This window comes from Paenibacillus andongensis, from assembly GCF_025369935.1.
Taxonomy (GTDB): domain Bacteria; phylum Bacillota; class Bacilli; order Paenibacillales; family NBRC-103111; genus Paenibacillus_E; species Paenibacillus_E andongensis.
Genome location: NZ_CP104467.1, coordinates 2,092,918 through 2,111,009, shown reverse-complemented (window position 1 = coordinate 2,111,009; position 18,092 = coordinate 2,092,918). Strand labels below are relative to the sequence as shown.

The 18,092-nt window shown below is 41.5% G+C and carries 14 protein-coding genes; 2 read left to right on the top strand and 12 right to left on the bottom strand.

What is annotated here, in order from left to right:
• Nucleotides 1-14 precede the first annotated feature (14 nt).
• Both NYR53_RS34410 and NYR53_RS09705 read left to right on the top strand, forming a co-directional pair.
• Nucleotides 15-143, top strand: coding sequence for a LysR family transcriptional regulator (locus tag NYR53_RS34410; RefSeq protein WP_367618636.1), 129 nt, complete (start codon nucleotides 15-17; stop codon nucleotides 141-143).
• Nucleotides 144-242: 99 nt separating this feature from the next.
• Nucleotides 243-1,109: an AraC family transcriptional regulator gene (locus tag NYR53_RS09705; RefSeq protein ID WP_261306312.1), complete on the top strand. Its 867-nt coding sequence runs from the start codon at nucleotides 243-245 to the stop codon at nucleotides 1,107-1,109.
• 106 nt (nucleotides 1,110-1,215) lie between these two features.
• Here NYR53_RS09705 and NYR53_RS09700 read toward each other — a convergent pair whose 3' ends face one another.
• The 12 genes from NYR53_RS09700 to sigK form a co-directional block, all read right to left on the bottom strand.
• On the bottom strand, nucleotides 1,216-3,948 hold the full coding sequence (locus NYR53_RS09700) for a glycosyl hydrolase family 95 catalytic domain-containing protein (RefSeq protein WP_261304975.1): 2,733 nt from the start codon (nucleotides 3,946-3,948) through the stop codon (nucleotides 1,216-1,218).
• A 399-nt stretch (nucleotides 3,949-4,347) separates the two neighbouring features.
• Nucleotides 4,348-5,421, bottom strand: coding sequence for a Gfo/Idh/MocA family protein (locus tag NYR53_RS09695; RefSeq protein ID WP_261304974.1), 1,074 nt, complete (start codon nucleotides 5,419-5,421; stop codon nucleotides 4,348-4,350).
• A 32-nt stretch (nucleotides 5,422-5,453) separates the two neighbouring features.
• On the bottom strand, nucleotides 5,454-6,620 hold the full coding sequence (locus NYR53_RS09690) for a Gfo/Idh/MocA family protein (protein ID WP_261304973.1): 1,167 nt from the start codon (nucleotides 6,618-6,620) through the stop codon (nucleotides 5,454-5,456).
• Nucleotides 6,621-6,654: 34 nt separating this feature from the next.
• Entirely contained in the window at nucleotides 6,655-7,536 is an 882-nt protein-coding gene (locus NYR53_RS09685; RefSeq protein ID WP_261304972.1) for a sugar phosphate isomerase/epimerase family protein, read from the bottom strand.
• 43 nt (nucleotides 7,537-7,579) lie between these two features.
• Complete coding sequence (locus tag NYR53_RS09680) at nucleotides 7,580-8,983, bottom strand: NAD-dependent malic enzyme (RefSeq protein ID WP_261304971.1); 1,404 nt, start codon at nucleotides 8,981-8,983, stop codon at nucleotides 7,580-7,582.
• 81 nt (nucleotides 8,984-9,064) lie between these two features.
• Nucleotides 9,065-10,579 (bottom strand): ABC transporter substrate-binding protein, encoded by a 1,515-nt coding sequence (locus NYR53_RS09675; RefSeq protein ID WP_261304970.1) that lies wholly within the window; start codon nucleotides 10,577-10,579, stop codon nucleotides 9,065-9,067.
• 56 nt (nucleotides 10,580-10,635) lie between these two features.
• Nucleotides 10,636-11,520 (bottom strand): carbohydrate ABC transporter permease, encoded by an 885-nt coding sequence (locus NYR53_RS09670; protein WP_261304969.1) that lies wholly within the window; start codon nucleotides 11,518-11,520, stop codon nucleotides 10,636-10,638.
• A gap of 16 nt (nucleotides 11,521-11,536) precedes the next feature.
• Nucleotides 11,537-12,469 (bottom strand): ABC transporter permease, encoded by a 933-nt coding sequence (locus NYR53_RS09665; protein WP_261304968.1) that lies wholly within the window; start codon nucleotides 12,467-12,469, stop codon nucleotides 11,537-11,539.
• Nucleotides 12,470-12,596: 127 nt separating this feature from the next.
• Complete coding sequence (locus NYR53_RS09660; protein ID WP_261304967.1) at nucleotides 12,597-14,234, bottom strand: response regulator; 1,638 nt, start codon at nucleotides 14,232-14,234, stop codon at nucleotides 12,597-12,599.
• Between the two features lie 23 nt (nucleotides 14,235-14,257).
• Nucleotides 14,258-16,003, bottom strand: a complete 1,746-nt coding sequence (locus NYR53_RS09655; RefSeq protein ID WP_261304966.1) for a sensor histidine kinase — start codon at nucleotides 16,001-16,003, stop codon at nucleotides 14,258-14,260.
• Nucleotides 16,004-16,534: 531 nt separating this feature from the next.
• Complete coding sequence (locus tag NYR53_RS09650; protein WP_261304965.1) at nucleotides 16,535-17,209, bottom strand: ABC transporter ATP-binding protein; 675 nt, start codon at nucleotides 17,207-17,209, stop codon at nucleotides 16,535-16,537.
• A 60-nt stretch (nucleotides 17,210-17,269) separates the two neighbouring features.
• Nucleotides 17,270-17,971, bottom strand: coding sequence for an RNA polymerase sporulation sigma factor SigK (gene sigK / locus NYR53_RS09645; RefSeq protein ID WP_047676202.1), 702 nt, complete (start codon nucleotides 17,969-17,971; stop codon nucleotides 17,270-17,272).
• Nucleotides 17,972-18,092: the final 121 nt, after the last annotated feature.

Below are 18,092 nucleotides of genomic sequence, written 5' to 3'. Positions count from 1 at the left end.
TAAAATGAATCTAAATGATATCAAACATTAAAATCTTCAATATCTTGAACGGAGGAACGACAGTGGACATCCGAGACTTGCAGATTTTTCTGGCTGTTGCAAACGAGGGGAGTATTACCAGGGCAGCCGAGAAATTGGAATGAAGTGTAGAGGACATCTCGAGGTCTTTTTAGGGAATAAAACCAAGAATCTGCAAAGAAGGGATTGATCAAGTGGAACTCCCGAAAGTTAGTGTCGAAAATATGAACCTCAAAATTTCGTTAGGCGGGTTATTATTAAACCTTCTGTATGTCAGATTCGGGATTTTTTATCAATCCTTTCTCGAACACAGCCATAGCATGAAAAGCTATGAACTGCATTATATTCCTCGGGGACAGGGGATTTTGGTAGCAAACGGCAGCCAATATCCGATACAGCCTGGCACACTTTACATGACTGGCCCGGATATTGTGCACGAGCAAATTACGGATCTTTCCGACCCTATGGCGGAATACTGCATATGCTTTGAAGTGTTGGCCAATCAGGATAACGATGATCCGGATCTTTCCTTCATTGCAGACCAATTCGTTCAAACAACCTTTTGGTTCGGTCAGGACATGCAGAATATGATGCAATTGTTCGAGCAACTCTCCTATGAAACGACCAACCAGTATATCGGCTGCTACCTGACGATTCAACATATTATCGAGCAGATCGTCATCAAGCTGGTCAGAAACTACACCAACAATGTTCCGACCTCTTCTGCGATGCCGCTTAAAACTTTAGACGACGAGAGAGTCGTTATCATTGAAGACAGCTTTCGGTCAAACTTTCAAGATTTAACTATACAGAAGCTCGCTCAAAAACTGGGGCTAAGCGTCAGACAGGCGGAGAGAACAATCGGGCAGTATTTTGGCATATCGTTTACGCAAAAAAAGACCCAGGCAAGAATGTCGGCTGCCGTTCACCTTCTTACTACGACCTCAATGTCCATTAGCGAAATAGCGCGACATGTCGGTTTTTCTTCACTGGAACATTTTTGTGCCGCCTTTAAGAAATACTACAATATCTCGGCAGGGGAATATCGCTCCTTACGCAAGCCCTCTGATCTCAATGTGAAATCCCAATGAAGACACATTACAAACCGAGGCTATCCTGAATTATTTACATGATTTCAACATAGCCTCGATCTGCCTTTGCTGTTTTTGGAACGTCCTGGTACACCTCATTCAAAAATTATCTACCTTGAACATCACAACTATCGGACAAAATAAATTCAACTGTAACGTCTAAACCGGAATGCAGCGTTAAGCGAATATGTTTACCATATTCATCGCAAAGAGCCTTTGTTTCTTGGGCGTTAACCATGGCTTTTATCCACGGAATGCCTGCTTTTAATTTGATTTCATTATGATCTACAACTGATTTTAATGTAACACGTACAACGTTGGTGTCCCATATTAACTCTTTAATTTCCAATCGAGCCCTTGCCATCAATCCGTTTATGGACCCCGATTTCCATCCGGAAGGCAGCGCCGGAAGGACTTCAATTTCACCTGTATTGGAAAATAGCAGCGCTTCATTTACCGCTCCCACAGTACCGAATAACGTATCCGTGCAATAGCAATCGCTTCTTCTGTTTGTGTCATGGTCCGTCATTAAGGAAGTGTAGTAACCGGAATCTGCCATCATCGGCAGAAGTGAAGAGACGACCCCGTCCCCGTTTTTTAACCTCGCGTAAACAAGAGCCTTGTGCATCCAGCCGTGCCCCGCTGTCGCGTCCCCTGTATTATATTCATTTCTGTTCTCAACAGCGATATTGGCAGCTTTCATCAAATCCATATTGTTCTGCGTTTCATACGCAGGCCATGCCAGGTAGAGATGGCTCAAATGGCGGTGATTGTTATTTTCGGTGTATTCATTCATCGCCCATTCGCGTAATGCGCCGTCCTTATCGACTTTATAATCCGGCAACAGCGCCAGCAACGCTTCCCATTTGGCAACTGCGTCTTCATATCCGTCGCGCTTTATTGCTTTCTCCATGGTAATGACCATATACAGACCATCTCGCGCCGCCGAAATATCCATTGTGGCATTTGCCGTAATCGTACTGTTGTAACCGATTGGGTTATTCTCCGGCGAATAGGTAGGGATCAACATATATTTCTCGCCTGGATTTAGCGCTGTCTTCCCTTTCTCATAGCAAGCATTACCGTTTTTATCCGTATAATATTCCGGCGTACATAGCTGCTCCCAGAAATTAGCCTGCTTTGTCAGCAGCGGAAGCAAAATATCCTTTTCCAGATCCAAATATCCCTTTTCGATTAATTGACCGAATTCTTTATCCGTCAGCCCACCGTCCTTTACACTGAGAAGCGGTTTCAGATCATGGATTCTCATGTTGTCATGGATTGGAATCTGACGGTTGCCGTAACACTGCCAATACTCGAAAATGGGAAGCAAACACCAGCTTGCCCCAGCATTCCAGTATTGAAATGGATAATCATTGTCGTACTCCACATGCATTCCGCGATCGATATCCGAGTTTACTGATACCTGCAGTGCATCATGCATCCCGTAAGCCATTCGCGCATTGTATTCGAAGTCGGGTGCATTTCTCAAGAAGAATGAGATATACCCAAGCTGCGCTTGCGTTAAGTGGCTAGTATTCATGGGGGAAACCTGCAAATTCACGTTGGCGTCTAGAGTATAGATAGCGCGCCAGCCGGGATTCCACTCCCCGGTCCACATTCCATACAAGCGTGGTGCGCTTGAACCGCTGCAGCAAATCAAGGCATATCGTCCCTGTTTGTACACCTGTTCCATAAAAGCATGATTGATTCTGGTTTTGGATGCCTTTTGTGTGTTGATTAGCGTTACATTGTCTGCGCTCTTGTCATCCTCGTCGCCTTTAAGCGTGAAACAAACAGCGTTATATTCTGCGGAGTGTTTTTGAGCGTGCGGCGCAAGGGCGGCGTTATAATCGAAATTACCGTCGGGATCTTTATATTTTTCCGCTATCGCATTCGTATTTTTGAAAAGCTTGTCGACTAAAGCGTATCGCGTCATAGCGGCAAAATCTTCGATTTTGCTCATATCAAAAGTCCTGTTCGATTCCGTTATTAAATATACGGCATCGGCTTCGATTACTTGAATCGCAGGATTCCGCTCAGTTCCAACATTTATCGGTTCGTTCGTGTCAGCAAGCACTACTCTCTTCTTGGTTCCATTAACGACAATAACCTGAGTTAGGCCGGCGTACCCCCCATCGATCAACTCGCTGCCCGGATAGGACGGGTAATGGGCAACCTGTGCGATATATTCCGCATCCGGGTCCACCAGCTTTTTGTATTGGAGTGCCGAAATCTCTGACGCGCCATCCCGCGCTTTGTACATACCCGAGATGTCGTCAATGGAGATAATCATGTTGATCTTTGCGCCGGCTGAGGATTGTTCAATCTTCGTAATTGAGACATTGTCTTCTCTCGATGTAAACGAGGTTCGAATCCACTCACCGAATTCATCGGTGTAACGCACACCAGTTTCCGCCGTCTCATAATTCGTCCATCTTTCATAACCGGACACGGTTCCCTTATCCGTCAAGCTCAATCTGAGCTGGTGTCCCGGATGGTAGCTGTAAAAAAAGGTTCTTTCCCTCGTTTTACCGTCCGAAAAAGTAACCTTCCATTGATCATTCAGATGAAAAACATTCCATCTGGCATCGGCAAGCTGCCCTGTTAATTCTTCCGGGATCACTCTTGGATCTCGGGATGGATAGTTATACCACATATATTGAAAAATAAAACTGTCCGTATACGGCGAACCTGACGTGATATACCCGTTTTCGCCATTTCCGCTAATCATGCCTTCCCGCCACGCTAATCCGGGATTTATTGTTGGCACTTCTTTATAGGTGTTAGCGTAATTTCCTTTTTCGTACATTCGTGCGCTTCCCGATGCTTTTATCATGCTATTACTCTCCTAATCTGCTCGTTATAGTAATTATTATATCGAGTAGGAGAAGCTCCATGAATCGTTCAGAGCGACATATTAGAACACAAATATGTCGCAATTGTGCAGGGGCGCAGAGGAAGCCCTATTCAAGCTATCGGTTTACGAACCGGATTGTCAATTACGAGAATTGGGACGGATAAATTCACGACAAGAAAATACCTTGAATATGAAAACCCTTCTATTCAACTCTTCTGCCGTCTAGGTGAGCAAAGGCTGCCCTCAGAAAGAATATCCGCTGGCAGCCTAGTTTTTATTATTCAACTCTTGTTTCCACTAATTTAAATAACCTACTTAAAATAGATCGCGAGCGCAATAAGTCATTAAAACTAATTATTTCTTGATATAGTTAGAGCCTTAACTCCATTTAAGCTTGACTTCATGTCCCGTACGGGAAGATTCATAGATCGCATCCAGTACCAAGTTATTCGTGAAACCACTCAATGCAGAGCAAATTGGCTCTTTCCCTTCCCGTATACATGACAAGAAGTGACGGCACATCCGAATCCGATCACCTTCATCGTTCTCAGGTGTATATAGGTCCAAATCGATTGGTCGGTCAAACTTCTCTGTAAACAGCTTTCCATGTGGTCCTCTATAGCTTGCACCACCTTCTGTACCCATTAGATGAATGAATGGTTGGTTATCCGTATCCAAATGTGCTGCCCAACTCACATCGAGCGATAAAGTGCTGCCATCCTCCATTTTGATCAATGCTGTAGCCAAATCTTCCACATCAAAAACACCATCCCAATTAGGCTTACCCCATTTACCAATCCCTTTCTTTTGAGGTCCGAATTCCGCGTATGTTGAGCCAAATACGGTTACCGGCTTCGGATTGCCCATAAGATAGAGCGCTAGATCTAACATGTGCACACCAATATCGATTAAAGGCCCTCCACCGGCTTGGTCCATACGTGTAAACCATGTTCCCCAACCTGGAATTCCTTTACGCCGGAACCAGCCAGCTTTTGCAGTATAAATGCGCCCCAATTCGCCTCTTTCTACCTGCTCTCTAATCTGTAATGGAATTGACTGCCAGCGTCTTTGGTGGGCTACCATGAGAATGTTGTCTGACTTATTGCTCACCTCTAAAATATAACGAGCGCTCTCAGGATTTAGACCCATCGGCTTTTCCAGTAAAACATGTTTTCCTGCCTCGATAGCCTGAATGGCCAATGGAGCATGGAACTGATTCGGTGTGGCGATGATAACCGCATCGACTTCCATGCTTTCGATGAGCTCTTCCGGACTTTTAGCAACATTTCCAATTCCATGCTCTTGCGCTCGGGATTCTGCCAATGGTAAATACGTATCCGTAATGGTTGTAATTTCACACTCATCTGGTAGCTTCAAGAATTCGTTGATATGAACATTACCAATATTGCCTGCGCCGATGACACCGATTTTAATTTTGCGTGTACTGCCCATAATTATTAAACTCCTCTCAACTAGTCCTACTCTTAATCAAAATTATCAATCTTCACCCAAGTTTTGGTACGATGGCTTTCCAAAACAGCATCAATAATTTTCATGATCTGATGTCCGTCTGCAATAGAAGCAAATAGCGGATTTCCTTGGATATGCTGCTGTCTTCTCTTCCTTTTAACTTCATTATAGAAATCGATAAGCAGATTCTTGAATCCATCAGGCCATCCTTCTTGATGTCCGCCTGGGAAATGAGCTAACTCAGCGGCTTGAGGTAAGAGTAACGAAGGATCACGTAAAATCTCTATATTAGGCCTGTTCCTTTTGCCTTCCCATAATCGATTCGAATTCTCTTGGTCCCAATATAAACTTGATTCATACGCTGAAATTTCAAAGTGCAATTTATTTTTACGTCCGGCACTTACTTGGGACACGGTAAATACACCTGTTATTCCATCTTCAAAATGGACTAAAACCGAACCACAGTCTTCCGTGCTAACATCTATAACTTCGTACTCACTATCCTCATCCTTCGCATAGGTGGTACTACTTGTTATTGGCTTCTTCCTAGTCGGATGAATTGTCTTTAGATCAGCAAACACTTCGATTATTTGTTTTCCAAGAACAAACTGTAGGGTATCACACCAATGAGAACCAATATCTGCAATTGCTCTAGATGGTCCGCTTTTGCCAGGCTCAAGTCTCCAACTGTAATCTGTATCGTATAACAGCCAATCTTGCAAATATCCTCCAGTTACTAAATGTACTTGGCCGCAGATGGTATCTTGTACCATCTGCTTAGCCTGCATAACCATTGGGAAATGTCTGTAGTTAAAACAAATGCCATTTATGATCTCGTTTTTCTCCACCAGCGCTACTAACTCCGCGGATTCGGAGCTGTTCATTGCAAGCGGCTTCTCTGACATCAGATCCTTGCCTGCTAAAATTGCTGATTTATTAATATCAAAATGAAGAAAATTTGGCGTACAATTATGAATTACTTCGATAAGAGGATTGGACAGCATTTCTTCGTAGCTGCCATAGGCTAACGGAATCCCGTAAATGTTAGCAACGCAATTTGCCTTTTCCTGTGTGCTCCCGGCAATAGCAACAATTTCTACGCCCGGAATACGTCTAAGTGATTCAATATGAAAATTTGCCGAAAATCCTGTACCAATTATTCCTACTTTAATCGTTTCCATGTTGTAACACTCCATTATTGAAGGATTCCAGCGGCTAGTATCTCGCTTCGTCACCAACATATTGTTTCAATAGCTTTAAATCATTTTCCAGACTTCTATATTTATCTTCTCGATCGCCATCACTTTCTACGATAGTATATTTGACATATCCAAGTTCTTGGATTTTGCCATAGACACGTTCGAAATCGAAAGATCCGGCGCCCAAGTCTACGAACATATCAGGCTTCCTGTATTTCATATGAACCTCATGATAAGCTAACTTGTAATCCACTTCAGTTAGTTCTTCAAAAATGTTTAAAGGATAGTTCAGGTGTTTGTTGATGTCTCGTTGGTGAACAAGATCACACCGTTCTCCTAACTGATTCAGCAGATGAATCGGATCACAATTTCCCCGTAATACCCAGGCCAAGTCTAGTTCTACTTTCAAATACTTTGGATCTGTATGATCTAGCAACAAATGAAACAGTGTGCTTTCACCTTCTGGCTTAAACTCAAGAGCATGATTGTGAATATAGAATTGAATCCCTTCATTATGACATTTTGTTCCAATTATGTTTAACTTCTCTGCCATTCTTAATGCTTCTTCACGGCTTGTTATTCGAAGAGAAGGAAGCACAATTCTTTGGATACCCACTTCCACATTGTATGGAATGATAAACTCCCAATTTAAGTCTTCTAGCTTCAAACCTGGAGCAAGTCCTTCATGGCTAGCAATCGGTGTCAAATTCAAATTAGCCAGCTTCTTCTTAAGTTCTTTAGCCGTAATCGTATCACTGAACCGTTTTTTCGACATATCCGTAGCGATTAATTCCACATACCTGTATCCGATTCGAGCTAACCCCTCTAAGGTGCCGAAGTAATCTTCATTTAATTGTTTATTTACTGAAAATACGTTAATTGCTACATTCATACTCATTCATCTTTATCCTCCCATTCATGCAATTCTTAAAATTCATCTCTTATCTGAAATCGGGGGGAATCCGCCGAGCTGTCCCTGTCAATATCGCAGCTTCAATCACAGAATTTCTTACTCTAGCAACAACTTGTTCGTTAAAAATGCTAGGAATGATATACTGTTCATTCACACGTTCGGATACGACAGATGCTATAGCTCTTGAAGCAGCTAGCTTCATCGGCTCATTAATTGTTCGTGCACGACAATCCAGAGCCCCTCTAAAAATCCCCGGAAACACCAATACATTGTTAATTTGATTAGGATAATCGCTCCGCCCGGTTGCAAATACACGAACATGAGGGAGTGCTTCTTCCGGATCTATCTCAGGATTAGGATTGGCCATTGCAAACACAATTCGGTCGGACGACATGGTCTGTACGTCGTTAGCATTCAAAACTCCGCCTCGTGATACGCCAATAAATACATCTGCTCCGCGAAGAACCTCTTGTAAATTCCCACTCTGATTCTCAACTTGTGGTTGTTGCGCCAACCATTGCCACATGGCATGATCTGGATAGCTGCCTCCTCTCACTATGGCTCCCTCTTTATCAACCGGGACTAACCGCTTAACTCCTGCCGCTAAGAGCATCTTGCAAATAGAAACTCCCGCTGCACCGATGCCATTGACGACAATTCGAATATGCTCAATCCGTTTGCCAACAACCTTCAAGGCATTCAATAGTCCAGCTATGACGACAATAGCCGTTCCGTGCTGGTCGTCATGAAAGACTGGGATATCCAATTCCTCCGATAGCCGCTGTTCAATTTCAAAGCATCGTGGCGAGCTGATGTCCTCCAAGTTGATTCCGCCAAATATCGGACTCATTGCCTTGATGATACTGACAAGCTCATCGGTGTCTTTGGTGTCCAAGCAAATAGGGAAGGCATCGACTCCTGCTAACTGCTTGAACAGCATAGCTTTTCCTTCCATTACGGGTGCTGCCGCATGAGGTCCAATATCACCTAGCCCTAAGACAGCCGTGCCATCTGTCACGACTGCAACGGTATTTCTCTTTATGGTCAATGAATATGCTTTATCTTTTTGTTCATGAATGGCCATACAAACGCGTGCTACGCCAGGCGTATATACTCTAGATAAATCATCCCTATTCTTAATAGGAAGATTAGGCTGAATTGAAATTTTGCCTCCCAAGTGCACGAGGAATACCCGGTCGGATACGTTAATTAATTGAACACCATCCAATGACTTTATGGAATCAATGACCTGCTTCTCGGCCGTATCAGCTACTTGTACAGTGATATCTCGTACGGAGGATTCTTGACTGTGACGAATGACGTCGATGGAGACGATATCTCCGCCTGATCGACTGATCGTGGAAGCTACATCACCAAAAGTCAGCTGATCGTGGATGAGTTCAAGCCGTAGAATAATACTGTTATACGCCAATTATTTCACTTCCTAAGGGGATGTCTTTTTTTTTGAAAAGCCCACTATGTTCGAACATACTGGGCACATCATACTCACATGCTATTTATTACTTTTAGCCCATTCGTCCAATTGCGTTTGCTTTTCAGCAACGATCTTATCAATCCCAGCAGCTTTCAGCGCCGCAATGAACTTCGGCAAGTTGATTTCAGGGTCGATCGTACCTGTCTCTAAACCAATCTTGTACTGATTGATAACATTCGTCGAAGCGGCTGTCTCTGTTTTTACTGGATCTACATTGAAAGTAAAGCCTAATGCTTTGGATTTCTTAGCCTCTTTGTTAAATTTGGCCATTTTGTTCCAAATTTCTGGATCTTCAGTTGACCATAAATAGTTGAGTAATTGGTTTCCGAACATCCAACCCTGTCTTAGATTATAACCACTATTCGTTGCCGTAACTCCAGACGGATAATCGATAGAATTCTCGGATTTTTTGACATAGTGCTTGCCTTCAATTCCCCAAGCTAACAGATTAATCAGTTGTTTATCGGAATACAATAAGTTCAGTAACATCATCGCCCGCTCTGGATTTTCCGAATTCTTAGCAATGGAAAGCATCGTACCAGTTACACTACGGGTTGTAGAAATAGCGGGAGTCAAATCTACACTGACCATTGGTTGGCCAGAAAGTTCGCTAGCTTGCGATTCGATGCCCGGTTTACCTTTAACAATGAGGCCAAATCCTTTGTTCGCCTTGACTAGATCATATCCGCTCTCTTTACTTGTTGCCGCATCTTTGGAAATGTATCCTGCTTGGTACCATTTTCTTACTCTTTTCAGAGCTTCGGCGTACTGTGATGTTTCATACCAATTCACCACTTTGAGTTCATCCAGATTTGGCATGACACCCAAACCATTGCCTAAGTCATCCATGGAACCTAACATATAGTACTCCATGATTGACGTTCCCGGCAGGAGTGGTCCTAAGAGTGTCATGTTAGGTTCGCCTTCTTTTATTGTTTTGAAGGCAGACTCTAAATCGTCTAAGCTTTTAATTTTCGTTGCATCAATTTTATATTTATCCAAAATATCCTTTCGCATAACAAGACTGGCAAAAGAAGCAAAATCCCTAACACTAGGAACACCATATGTTTTGCCATTAACCTTTGTGGCAGCCATAATTTGCGGATCAACAGCCTTAAGAATATCTGGCCCTGCCTTTTTCAGTAAATCGTCGAGGGAGAGAAGTTGGCCCTTGGAAATTTGTGAGCTATACGTTTGAGCACGAGTATAAATTAAGTCTACCTTTTCATTACTCGCTAACATCAGTGTTGATTGTTGATCCCAAGCGGCTGAATCAATGGAAACCAGTTTTACCGTTGCATTCATTTTTTCCTTCGTAATTTTGCTCATCGCTTGCTCTACTTCTTTTAAATCTTTCTGACTAGAGCCTCTAAATACGAGTGATACTTCATATGGAGGCAGTTGACTTTCATTCACTGTTGGCTTGGCCCCTTGATCTTTGACAGGATCTGATGTCTTGGAACAACCTGCTACAACCATGCTTGTGGCTAACACCAACACGACTGCCCATTTGGATTTTTTTATCAAACTCATACCTATGACCTCCTGATATTTTTTTATATGCATTCAGTATGGAACTGAAAACAGCCTTATCCTTTTACAGCACCAACCGTAAGTCCTTTAACGAAGTACTTTTGGAAAAACGGATACGCCACAAGAATAGGGATGACTCCCATAACCGCAATAGCCATACGAACACTTTCACTGGGTATCGCAGCAAGCTCGCCTACTTGACCAGAATCGGCTGCTGAGTTTTTCAAATATTGAATATCGAGCAGAATGCGGTTCAGCAAATTTTGAATGCTATAATATTTGCTATCTGTGATATAAATCAAACCATTGAACCAATCATTCCAGTAAGCAATTGTTTGAAATAGACCTACTGAGGCAAGCACAGGTAAAGAAAGAGGGAGAATAATCTTGTAAAATATTTTGAACTCTCCTGCTCCATCAATATAAGCGGATTCAATAACCGGCGCTGGAATGGATGTTGCGAAAAAGGTTCGCATCAGAATGACATAGAATGCGTTGAGCAGTAAGCTAGGAATGATTAAAGCTAATAACGAATTCTTTATATCGAAGATATACGTATAGACTAAATAAGTTGGCACTAAGCCGCCGTTAAACAACATCGTGAAGAAAACGAAAAAGGATAAAAAGTTACGATACGGCATTTCACTTCTCGAAATGGGATAAGCTAATAAGGCCGTGATGATAAGACTTATAACAGTTCCGATGACCGTAACCAGAATTGACACCCCATACGCATGTAAAATGGTGTTCGAGTCCCTTAACAAAAAGTCGTAAGCCTCCCAACTGATCTTGGTTGGGAATAGGGAATACCCGTGTTGAATGATGGATTGTTCATCCGTAATGGACGCCGTAAACAATAGTATAAGCGGGATTAGACAAGCACATGTAATCAAGATAAATAAAATATGGATGAGCCACTGCTCCAGGTTGTTTGTTTTCATTTGCGCTCGCTCCTTTTTAGAATAAGGCGTTTTCCCGATTCAGTTTTCTTACCACGACATTAGATACGAGCACTAATACGAATCCGACAACAGATTGATATAGGCCAGCTGCAGATGACATTCCGATGTCGCCATTTTTCAGCAATGCACGATACACATACGTATCGATAACGTTCGTTGTCGGCATCAGCATACCTGAATCGAGAGGTACCTGATAAAACAATCCAAACTCGGAATGAAAAATCTTCCCAATCTGTAATAATGTCATGATGACAATAACCGGTGTGATTAATGGAATTGTTACCCGAATGATCTGTTGAAATTTATTGGCTCCGTCAATAGTAGCAGCTTCGTAATATTCTTGATCGATTCCAATAATTGCCGCCAAATAGATCACACACAGATAACCTGCATGCTTCCAGACTTGCACCAATGTAAGGATATAAGGCCAATATTTCGGTTCGTTATACCAGTTCATTTCACCAAGGCCCAGCATCGGCAAAATGCTCTTATTAATAAAACCACTCTCCATACTGAGCAGCGAGAAAACGAGGTAACCAACGATAACCGAGGAGATCAAATACGGTAGCAATAGCACGCTTTGATAAAAACGTGATAGCACCTTTTTTCTTAATTCGTTCAAAAGAATGGCCAAAGATACGGCAACAATTAAATCCAAAACAATAAAAACCATGTTATAAAGGATAGTATTTCTAGTGATAATATAAGCATCGTTCGTTTTGAATAAGTATTCAAAATTTTTAAGCCCAATCCAGTCGCTTCCTAGAATACCTTTTGCAAAATTAAGATCCTTAAAAGCAATAATCATACCGAACATGGGTAAGTAATTGTTAATCACCAGATAAATAATACCCGGCAGAACCATAAGAAATAGTGCTCTATATTTTTTTATTTTGCTGAAATGGCCCCTGCTTGACAATGATGTCATGTCATTTCTCCCTTCCAAGTTAGCCTTTCGTAATAACCTAAGAATACAAAATTCGACAATCCGTACCCACCAAGTTTCTGACCTCTGACTAACACGATTCTGACTTTTTAAAATAAAAAACATCCCGTCATGGACGAGATGTTGATTGATGGCTCGATGTTATATATTCGCGAAACTCTTGAGGATTCATCTGTGTTGCTCTTTTGAACATTTTGGCAAAATAAGAAAAGTTGCTATATCCTATGCTAATGGCTATACCGCTGACTGACATATCCGTCTTGGCCAGCAGCTCCTTAGCAATATGAATGCGTTCCTCAAAGATATAGTCAACAAGTGACTTGCCCGTCTCTTTCTTGAAAAATCTCGATAAGTAATCTGGGTGTAGATGTACATGCTTCGCTATGTCTTCTCGAGAAATATCTTGTCCTAAATGTTGTTTAATGTACCACTTCACTTTATCCGTTACTGTCTCCTTCTCTTCTAAAGTACGACAGTAGTTAACAGCCTGTTGCAAGGAAACTTTGACCCAGTTCTGAAGATCTGTCACGGAACGCACCGCGGCCGCCATTTGCTCCGCTGATATATGCTCGGTAAGAACATCATGAGCCTGCAAACCTTTTACCTGTATGAAATGATACAAAATCTGAGTAAAGCTTTGATGAAACTCTATTAATAAACGAGCATCAAGCCCTGGTATTTGTCGCCAAGTATTTAAATAAGACTCTGTTTCATGGAATATGGCTTCATAGGCCCCCTGCTTCAACAATTCCAACCAACTGTCCATGGATATGATGTTCATAGATTCCTGATTTTTTGTAGTTTCGTTGGCAGCAAATACTTTATTGTTTTGAGTGACATTGTTCGTCTCCATCTGCAGTAATAAGTCAACGCTACTGACGATTTCCCAAATCTTCATCGGTTTTCCGATATAACAGGACAAGTCACAATAAAAATATCGGTTGCAGGAAGCAATGTACAATTCAAGTTCTTTCTTTAGCTCATTCGGCTCAAAACCCATTCCTTGCAGCAAATCGTTCGAAAGTAAGGCTAATAGAGTTCCATTCTTAATATGGATAATTTGACTGTTGGGATAACACTTCAATATCATTTCTTCTGCTGCGTTGCGAAGCGCGTACTCCATAATTTTAAGATCGCGCATGGTCAATTCCTTGTACCAACGCTGTACACTAATTAAAACGGGGAGAAAGTGCTGCTCCTTCTGATACGGGATGTTTTGTTTCTCCAAAATCTCTTGGATTAGATGCGGATTGGAAGGAGTGATCCGATTAAATAAATCCTGCCAGAACCGTTCTATCAGTATAGGCTGGCTCACAGACCACAAATTGTAGTACTGCATGTAGGATTCATTGAAAGCGCGTTGTTCTCTATTCTCTTCAATTTTCTCCGTTGCTTTTTGAATGACCTCTTCAAGCTCATGATATCGTACAGGCTTTAACATATAATCAATACTGCCTAGTTGTAGCGCCTTCTTGGCATAAACGAAATCAGAATGACACGTTAAAAAAATGGATTCCGTGGATGGATATTGCTCCTTTACCCATGTCAACAATTCCAAACCATTAGCCTGCGGCATCTCAATATCACAGATCAGCACATCGATTTCGTGTTGATTGAATACTTCTTTGGCTTGGTTCACACTATATGCCACGTGTACGTCTCTAACCGAAAGCTTGTCCCAGTCAACACCGGATCGTACAGCGCTGACCGCAGTAACCTCATCATCAACAATCAAAATGCTATACATAGCGATTTCCTCCTAAAATTCATTTATTCCTTCAATCTCAATGGAAGATAGATCTCTACCCTCGCTCCACCATGTTCGTTGTTAGACAAAACGAGCTTCGCTTGATCTTGGTACAATAATTTCAATCGACGTCTGACATTCCAAATTCCGATGTGCTCTTCTTGCCCATCCGTCATGTCAGCTTCTGTTTTCGTACCCTCTAGTACATCAGGCGGAAACCCTACTCCAGTATCCGTTATAACAACCCTTAAGTAAGGTTGTCCTTCCTCTTCAATGCGCTCAATCTGAATACCAAGTTGAATCCGTTCTTCCATGCTAACGGCGTATTTAATCGTATTTTCAACAAAGGTTTGAATAGATAATGGCGGAACAAGAGCCTCCATCAAAGAATCCGCAACCACGATGTTGTAATTAAAGTTTTCTGGGAATCTCATCACTTGAATTCTCAAATAATTATTCGTATGTTCTATTTCTTCAATAAGAGTTATGAATTTCAAATTACTTCGGAACATAAACCGCAAGTATTGGACCAAACATAATGACATTTCCTGAATGACTTCATAATCTTTGAGTTGAGCAAGACTATAGATAATATTTAATGAATTAAGGAAAAAGTGAGGATTAATCTGAAGCTGCAAATGCTTTAGCTCCGCTTTTTGACTAATTAATTGCTCCTCATAGACATTAATTTTTAAATCAGTAATTTGCGAAATCATGGTATTAAAGGTTTCGTGCATGAGTTCGAACTCAGAGGACGTAGTATACAGCTCGATTCGGTCCTCCAAATAACCATCACGTACCTTACGCATAGCCACCACAATCCGATTAATTGGAAGTAGGATGACCTTACGAATGAAGACATAGCAAACAGGTAGGAGTACGAATAATCCTAACAGGATGAGAGACGAAATTTTCAAAAGATCAGGAAGACGCTCCAAAATGGTGCTGACTGGAACCAATATTAATAACGAAAATTGGCCTTTCGTAGATTTTTCCGAGACTTGTAAATAATCATTCGACTCACCGACAAGTTTATAGGTATTGGTTTGATCCTCCAATTGAATATGATTATCCTTAATAAATTCCTCATTGCTCATGGGTTCATATTTATCTGTCATAAGGAGAGATACCCCAGATTTACCCAGTTCGATCAAGTTAAGAGGAACCATGATTCGTGAAGATTCAACCATTGCACCAATATAAGAATTCCCTGTCTTAATCAAATGGTACAAATAATACTGGTTGTTTATTTTTTGAACCAGCCATTTCTCATTCGATATGCTATTCATCGTCTGGCTGTTCTGTATGAGTTGAAGAATTCCACTCTCAAGTATTCTTCGTTCATTGTAAGTTTCTCCAGGAATCTTTGTCGTAATAAGCTCCTGATTAATACCAGAGTAAATGAAGAAAAGGTCAATAGATTTATAATTATTAATGTCGGTATCCATTTTATTCTGCAGCCTAATTTTCGAAAAATAATACCATGCATTTATATCTTCAGCTGGATAATCTAGACTGATGATATCCGTTTCAAGTGATGCATTATTCAGGAGATAGTTATCCACTTCATCTAAATTCCGATCAATTTGGTTCAAATATAACGACAGAAGGCTCTTATTTGAGTTCGCAACCTGATTGCGAACCACATTCATTGCATAATAATTATTGTAAAATAACAAACCAAGTAATGGAACAATCAGGATAACAATGCCAAAAATGAGTTTGAATCTTATAGATTTAAATATGGGCCTATTTGCATATTTCATCATTAAAGTTCCCTTCATCAAGCGGTTCAACTATTTTAAATGCAGTGTACATAAGTAGGAATGAAACTTCAACTAATTATTTTTCTGCTATATTAAACTTTTGAAGGGAACTTCACGTTTAATGAAATAAATTGATGATAAGCATTGCCGATCTGGTGATATTGCTTTACTTTGTTCTGGAAATTTAGTAACACTTGAATTCATCCTAATTGACAAAATTTTGATTAGTATTACAACAAAAATTTCACCTCATACAAAATTGCTTATTCTATAGGGAGTTTCTTGTCGTTGGCATAGTTTGTAGGGATATTCTTGTCGCCAAAAAAACGACAAAATATCGCTACAGAAGCAAAAAAGCCTTGATTTAACAAGGTTTGGTTGTAGGTACTTTCATGAAGTTAGACTTTTCACCCGAGTCACCTTGTCGAACGTCATTTTCTAAATTCATCTCATTTTTTTAAAATTTTTCATTGAATACTCAAAGAAAATAAAACAAACCGGAACCCCTTGTTTGGAGTTCCGGCCTAATAAACACTAAACAACTTCATTCAACTGCCCATCCCGAAACCGCACAATCCGCTTCGCCTGCTGAGCAATCGAAAAGTCATGCGTAATCAGAATGATCGTCCGACCTTGCGCATTTAATCTCTTTAAAATGTTTAAAATCTCCACACCTGTCTTAGAATCTAACGCTCCCGTAGGCTCATCTGCCAAAATAATCGGAGGATCTCCTGCCAATGTTCGCGCAATAGCAACACGCTGCTGCTGCCCACCAGATAACTCTGGTGGAAAATGCTCCTTGCGATCCAGCAAGTCCACCGATTCAAGGGCATCTAAAACCAGTGGCTCTCTTTCCTTTTTGCTCAGCCCCCGATAAATCAAAGGCAACTCCACATTCTCATAGGCACTTAATCTCGGCAGCAGGTTAAAACTCTGAAAAACAAATCCAATCTTCTGATTGCGAATCTCAGCTAGCTGTGAATCCTTAAGCACGTTTATTGCTTGACCATCAAGGTCATAAACACCTTTATCTACAATATCCAAACACCCTATGATGTTCATTAGTGTGGATTTGCCGGAACCTGACGGTCCCATGATGGCCACGAATTCTCCATGATCAATATCTAACGAGACATCATCTAATGCTTTAATCGTTTCCTCGCCCATCGTATAGTATTTACTAGCCTTCTCGATATGGATTAACGACATAACCTTCACCTCCATTACTTGCACAGGGTCCAAATAAATGAAGTATCTGATTCATATCCCTTACCGCTTCGCCTTATAAAACTCATGATACAGCTTCATCAACGCCCGCTTCTCAATCCGCGATACATAAGACCGCGAAATGCCCAACTCCTTCGCTATCTCCCGCTGCGTCCGCTCTTCCCCGCCAAGTTCCAGCCCAAACCGCCCGACAACAACTTCCTTCTCGCGATCATCCAAAATCTCTAAATTCCTATAGATCTTGCTCTTCTCTATCTTGAGCTGCACCTTATCCACCACATCATCCGCTTCCGTGCCGAGGATGTCGATCAACGTGATTTCATTCCCCTCTTTGTCCGTTCCGATGGGATCATGCAAGGACACGTCTTTGCGCGTTTTCTTCAGCGAGCGCAGATGCATAAGGATCTCGTTCTCGATACAGCGAGCAGCGAACGTCGCGAGCTTGGTCCCTTTGTTCGGCGAAAACGACTCGATGGCTTTGATCAATCCGATCGTACCAATCGAGATCAAATCCTCCAAATCTTCTCCTGTATTGTCGAATTTTTTGACTATATGGGCAACTAATCTTAAATTATGCTCAATCAATTTATTTCTGGAATGATCATTTCCTTCAGCCATGAGCCTAAGATGTTTTTCTTCTTCTTCCTCGGTAAGAGGTTGTGGAAACGCATTGTTCTTGACATAGGATACGAGCAAAGTTAATTGTTTGATTAATAAAGCAATTGCACTAAACAATCCAGGCATTCCAGCCACCCCCTTCAGTGTAGCGGATCATAGCTGTTTAGGAAGCATCCGCTTATAGATTAGTATTAGTGTATGTGGGTGTGAGCCTAGAAGTGCCTGTACTTGCTTTTTCTCTCACATC

Coding starts and splice junctions, on each gene's coding strand:
- NYR53_RS09650 (WP_261304965.1), bottom strand. CDS start 17,209: ATGTCGTTAATCCATATCGAGAAGGCTAGTAAATACTATACGATGGGC.
- NYR53_RS09655 (WP_261304966.1), bottom strand. CDS start 16,003: ATGATGAAATATGCAAATAGGCCCATATTTAAATCTATAAGATTCAAA.
- NYR53_RS09670 (WP_261304969.1), bottom strand. CDS start 11,520: ATGAAAACAAACAACCTGGAGCAGTGGCTCATCCATATTTTATTTATC.
- NYR53_RS09695 (WP_261304974.1), bottom strand. CDS start 5,421: ATGGGCAGTACACGCAAAATTAAAATCGGTGTCATCGGCGCAGGCAAT.
- NYR53_RS09685 (WP_261304972.1), bottom strand. CDS start 7,536: ATGAGTATGAATGTAGCAATTAACGTATTTTCAGTAAATAAACAATTA.
- NYR53_RS09665 (WP_261304968.1), bottom strand. CDS start 12,469: ATGACATCATTGTCAAGCAGGGGCCATTTCAGCAAAATAAAAAAATAT.
- NYR53_RS09705 (WP_261306312.1), top strand. CDS start 243: ATGAACCTCAAAATTTCGTTAGGCGGGTTATTATTAAACCTTCTGTAT.
- NYR53_RS34410 (WP_367618636.1), top strand. CDS start 15: ATGATATCAAACATTAAAATCTTCAATATCTTGAACGGAGGAACGACA.
- NYR53_RS09675 (WP_261304970.1), bottom strand. CDS start 10,579: ATGAGTTTGATAAAAAAATCCAAATGGGCAGTCGTGTTGGTGTTAGCC.
- sigK (WP_047676202.1), bottom strand. CDS start 17,971: ATGCCTGGATTGTTTAGTGCAATTGCTTTATTAATCAAACAATTAACT.
- NYR53_RS09700 (WP_261304975.1), bottom strand. CDS start 3,948: ATGATAAAAGCATCGGGAAGCGCACGAATGTACGAAAAAGGAAATTAC.
- NYR53_RS09690 (WP_261304973.1), bottom strand. CDS start 6,620: ATGGAAACGATTAAAGTAGGAATAATTGGTACAGGATTTTCGGCAAAT.
- NYR53_RS09660 (WP_261304967.1), bottom strand. CDS start 14,234: ATGTATAGCATTTTGATTGTTGATGATGAGGTTACTGCGGTCAGCGCT.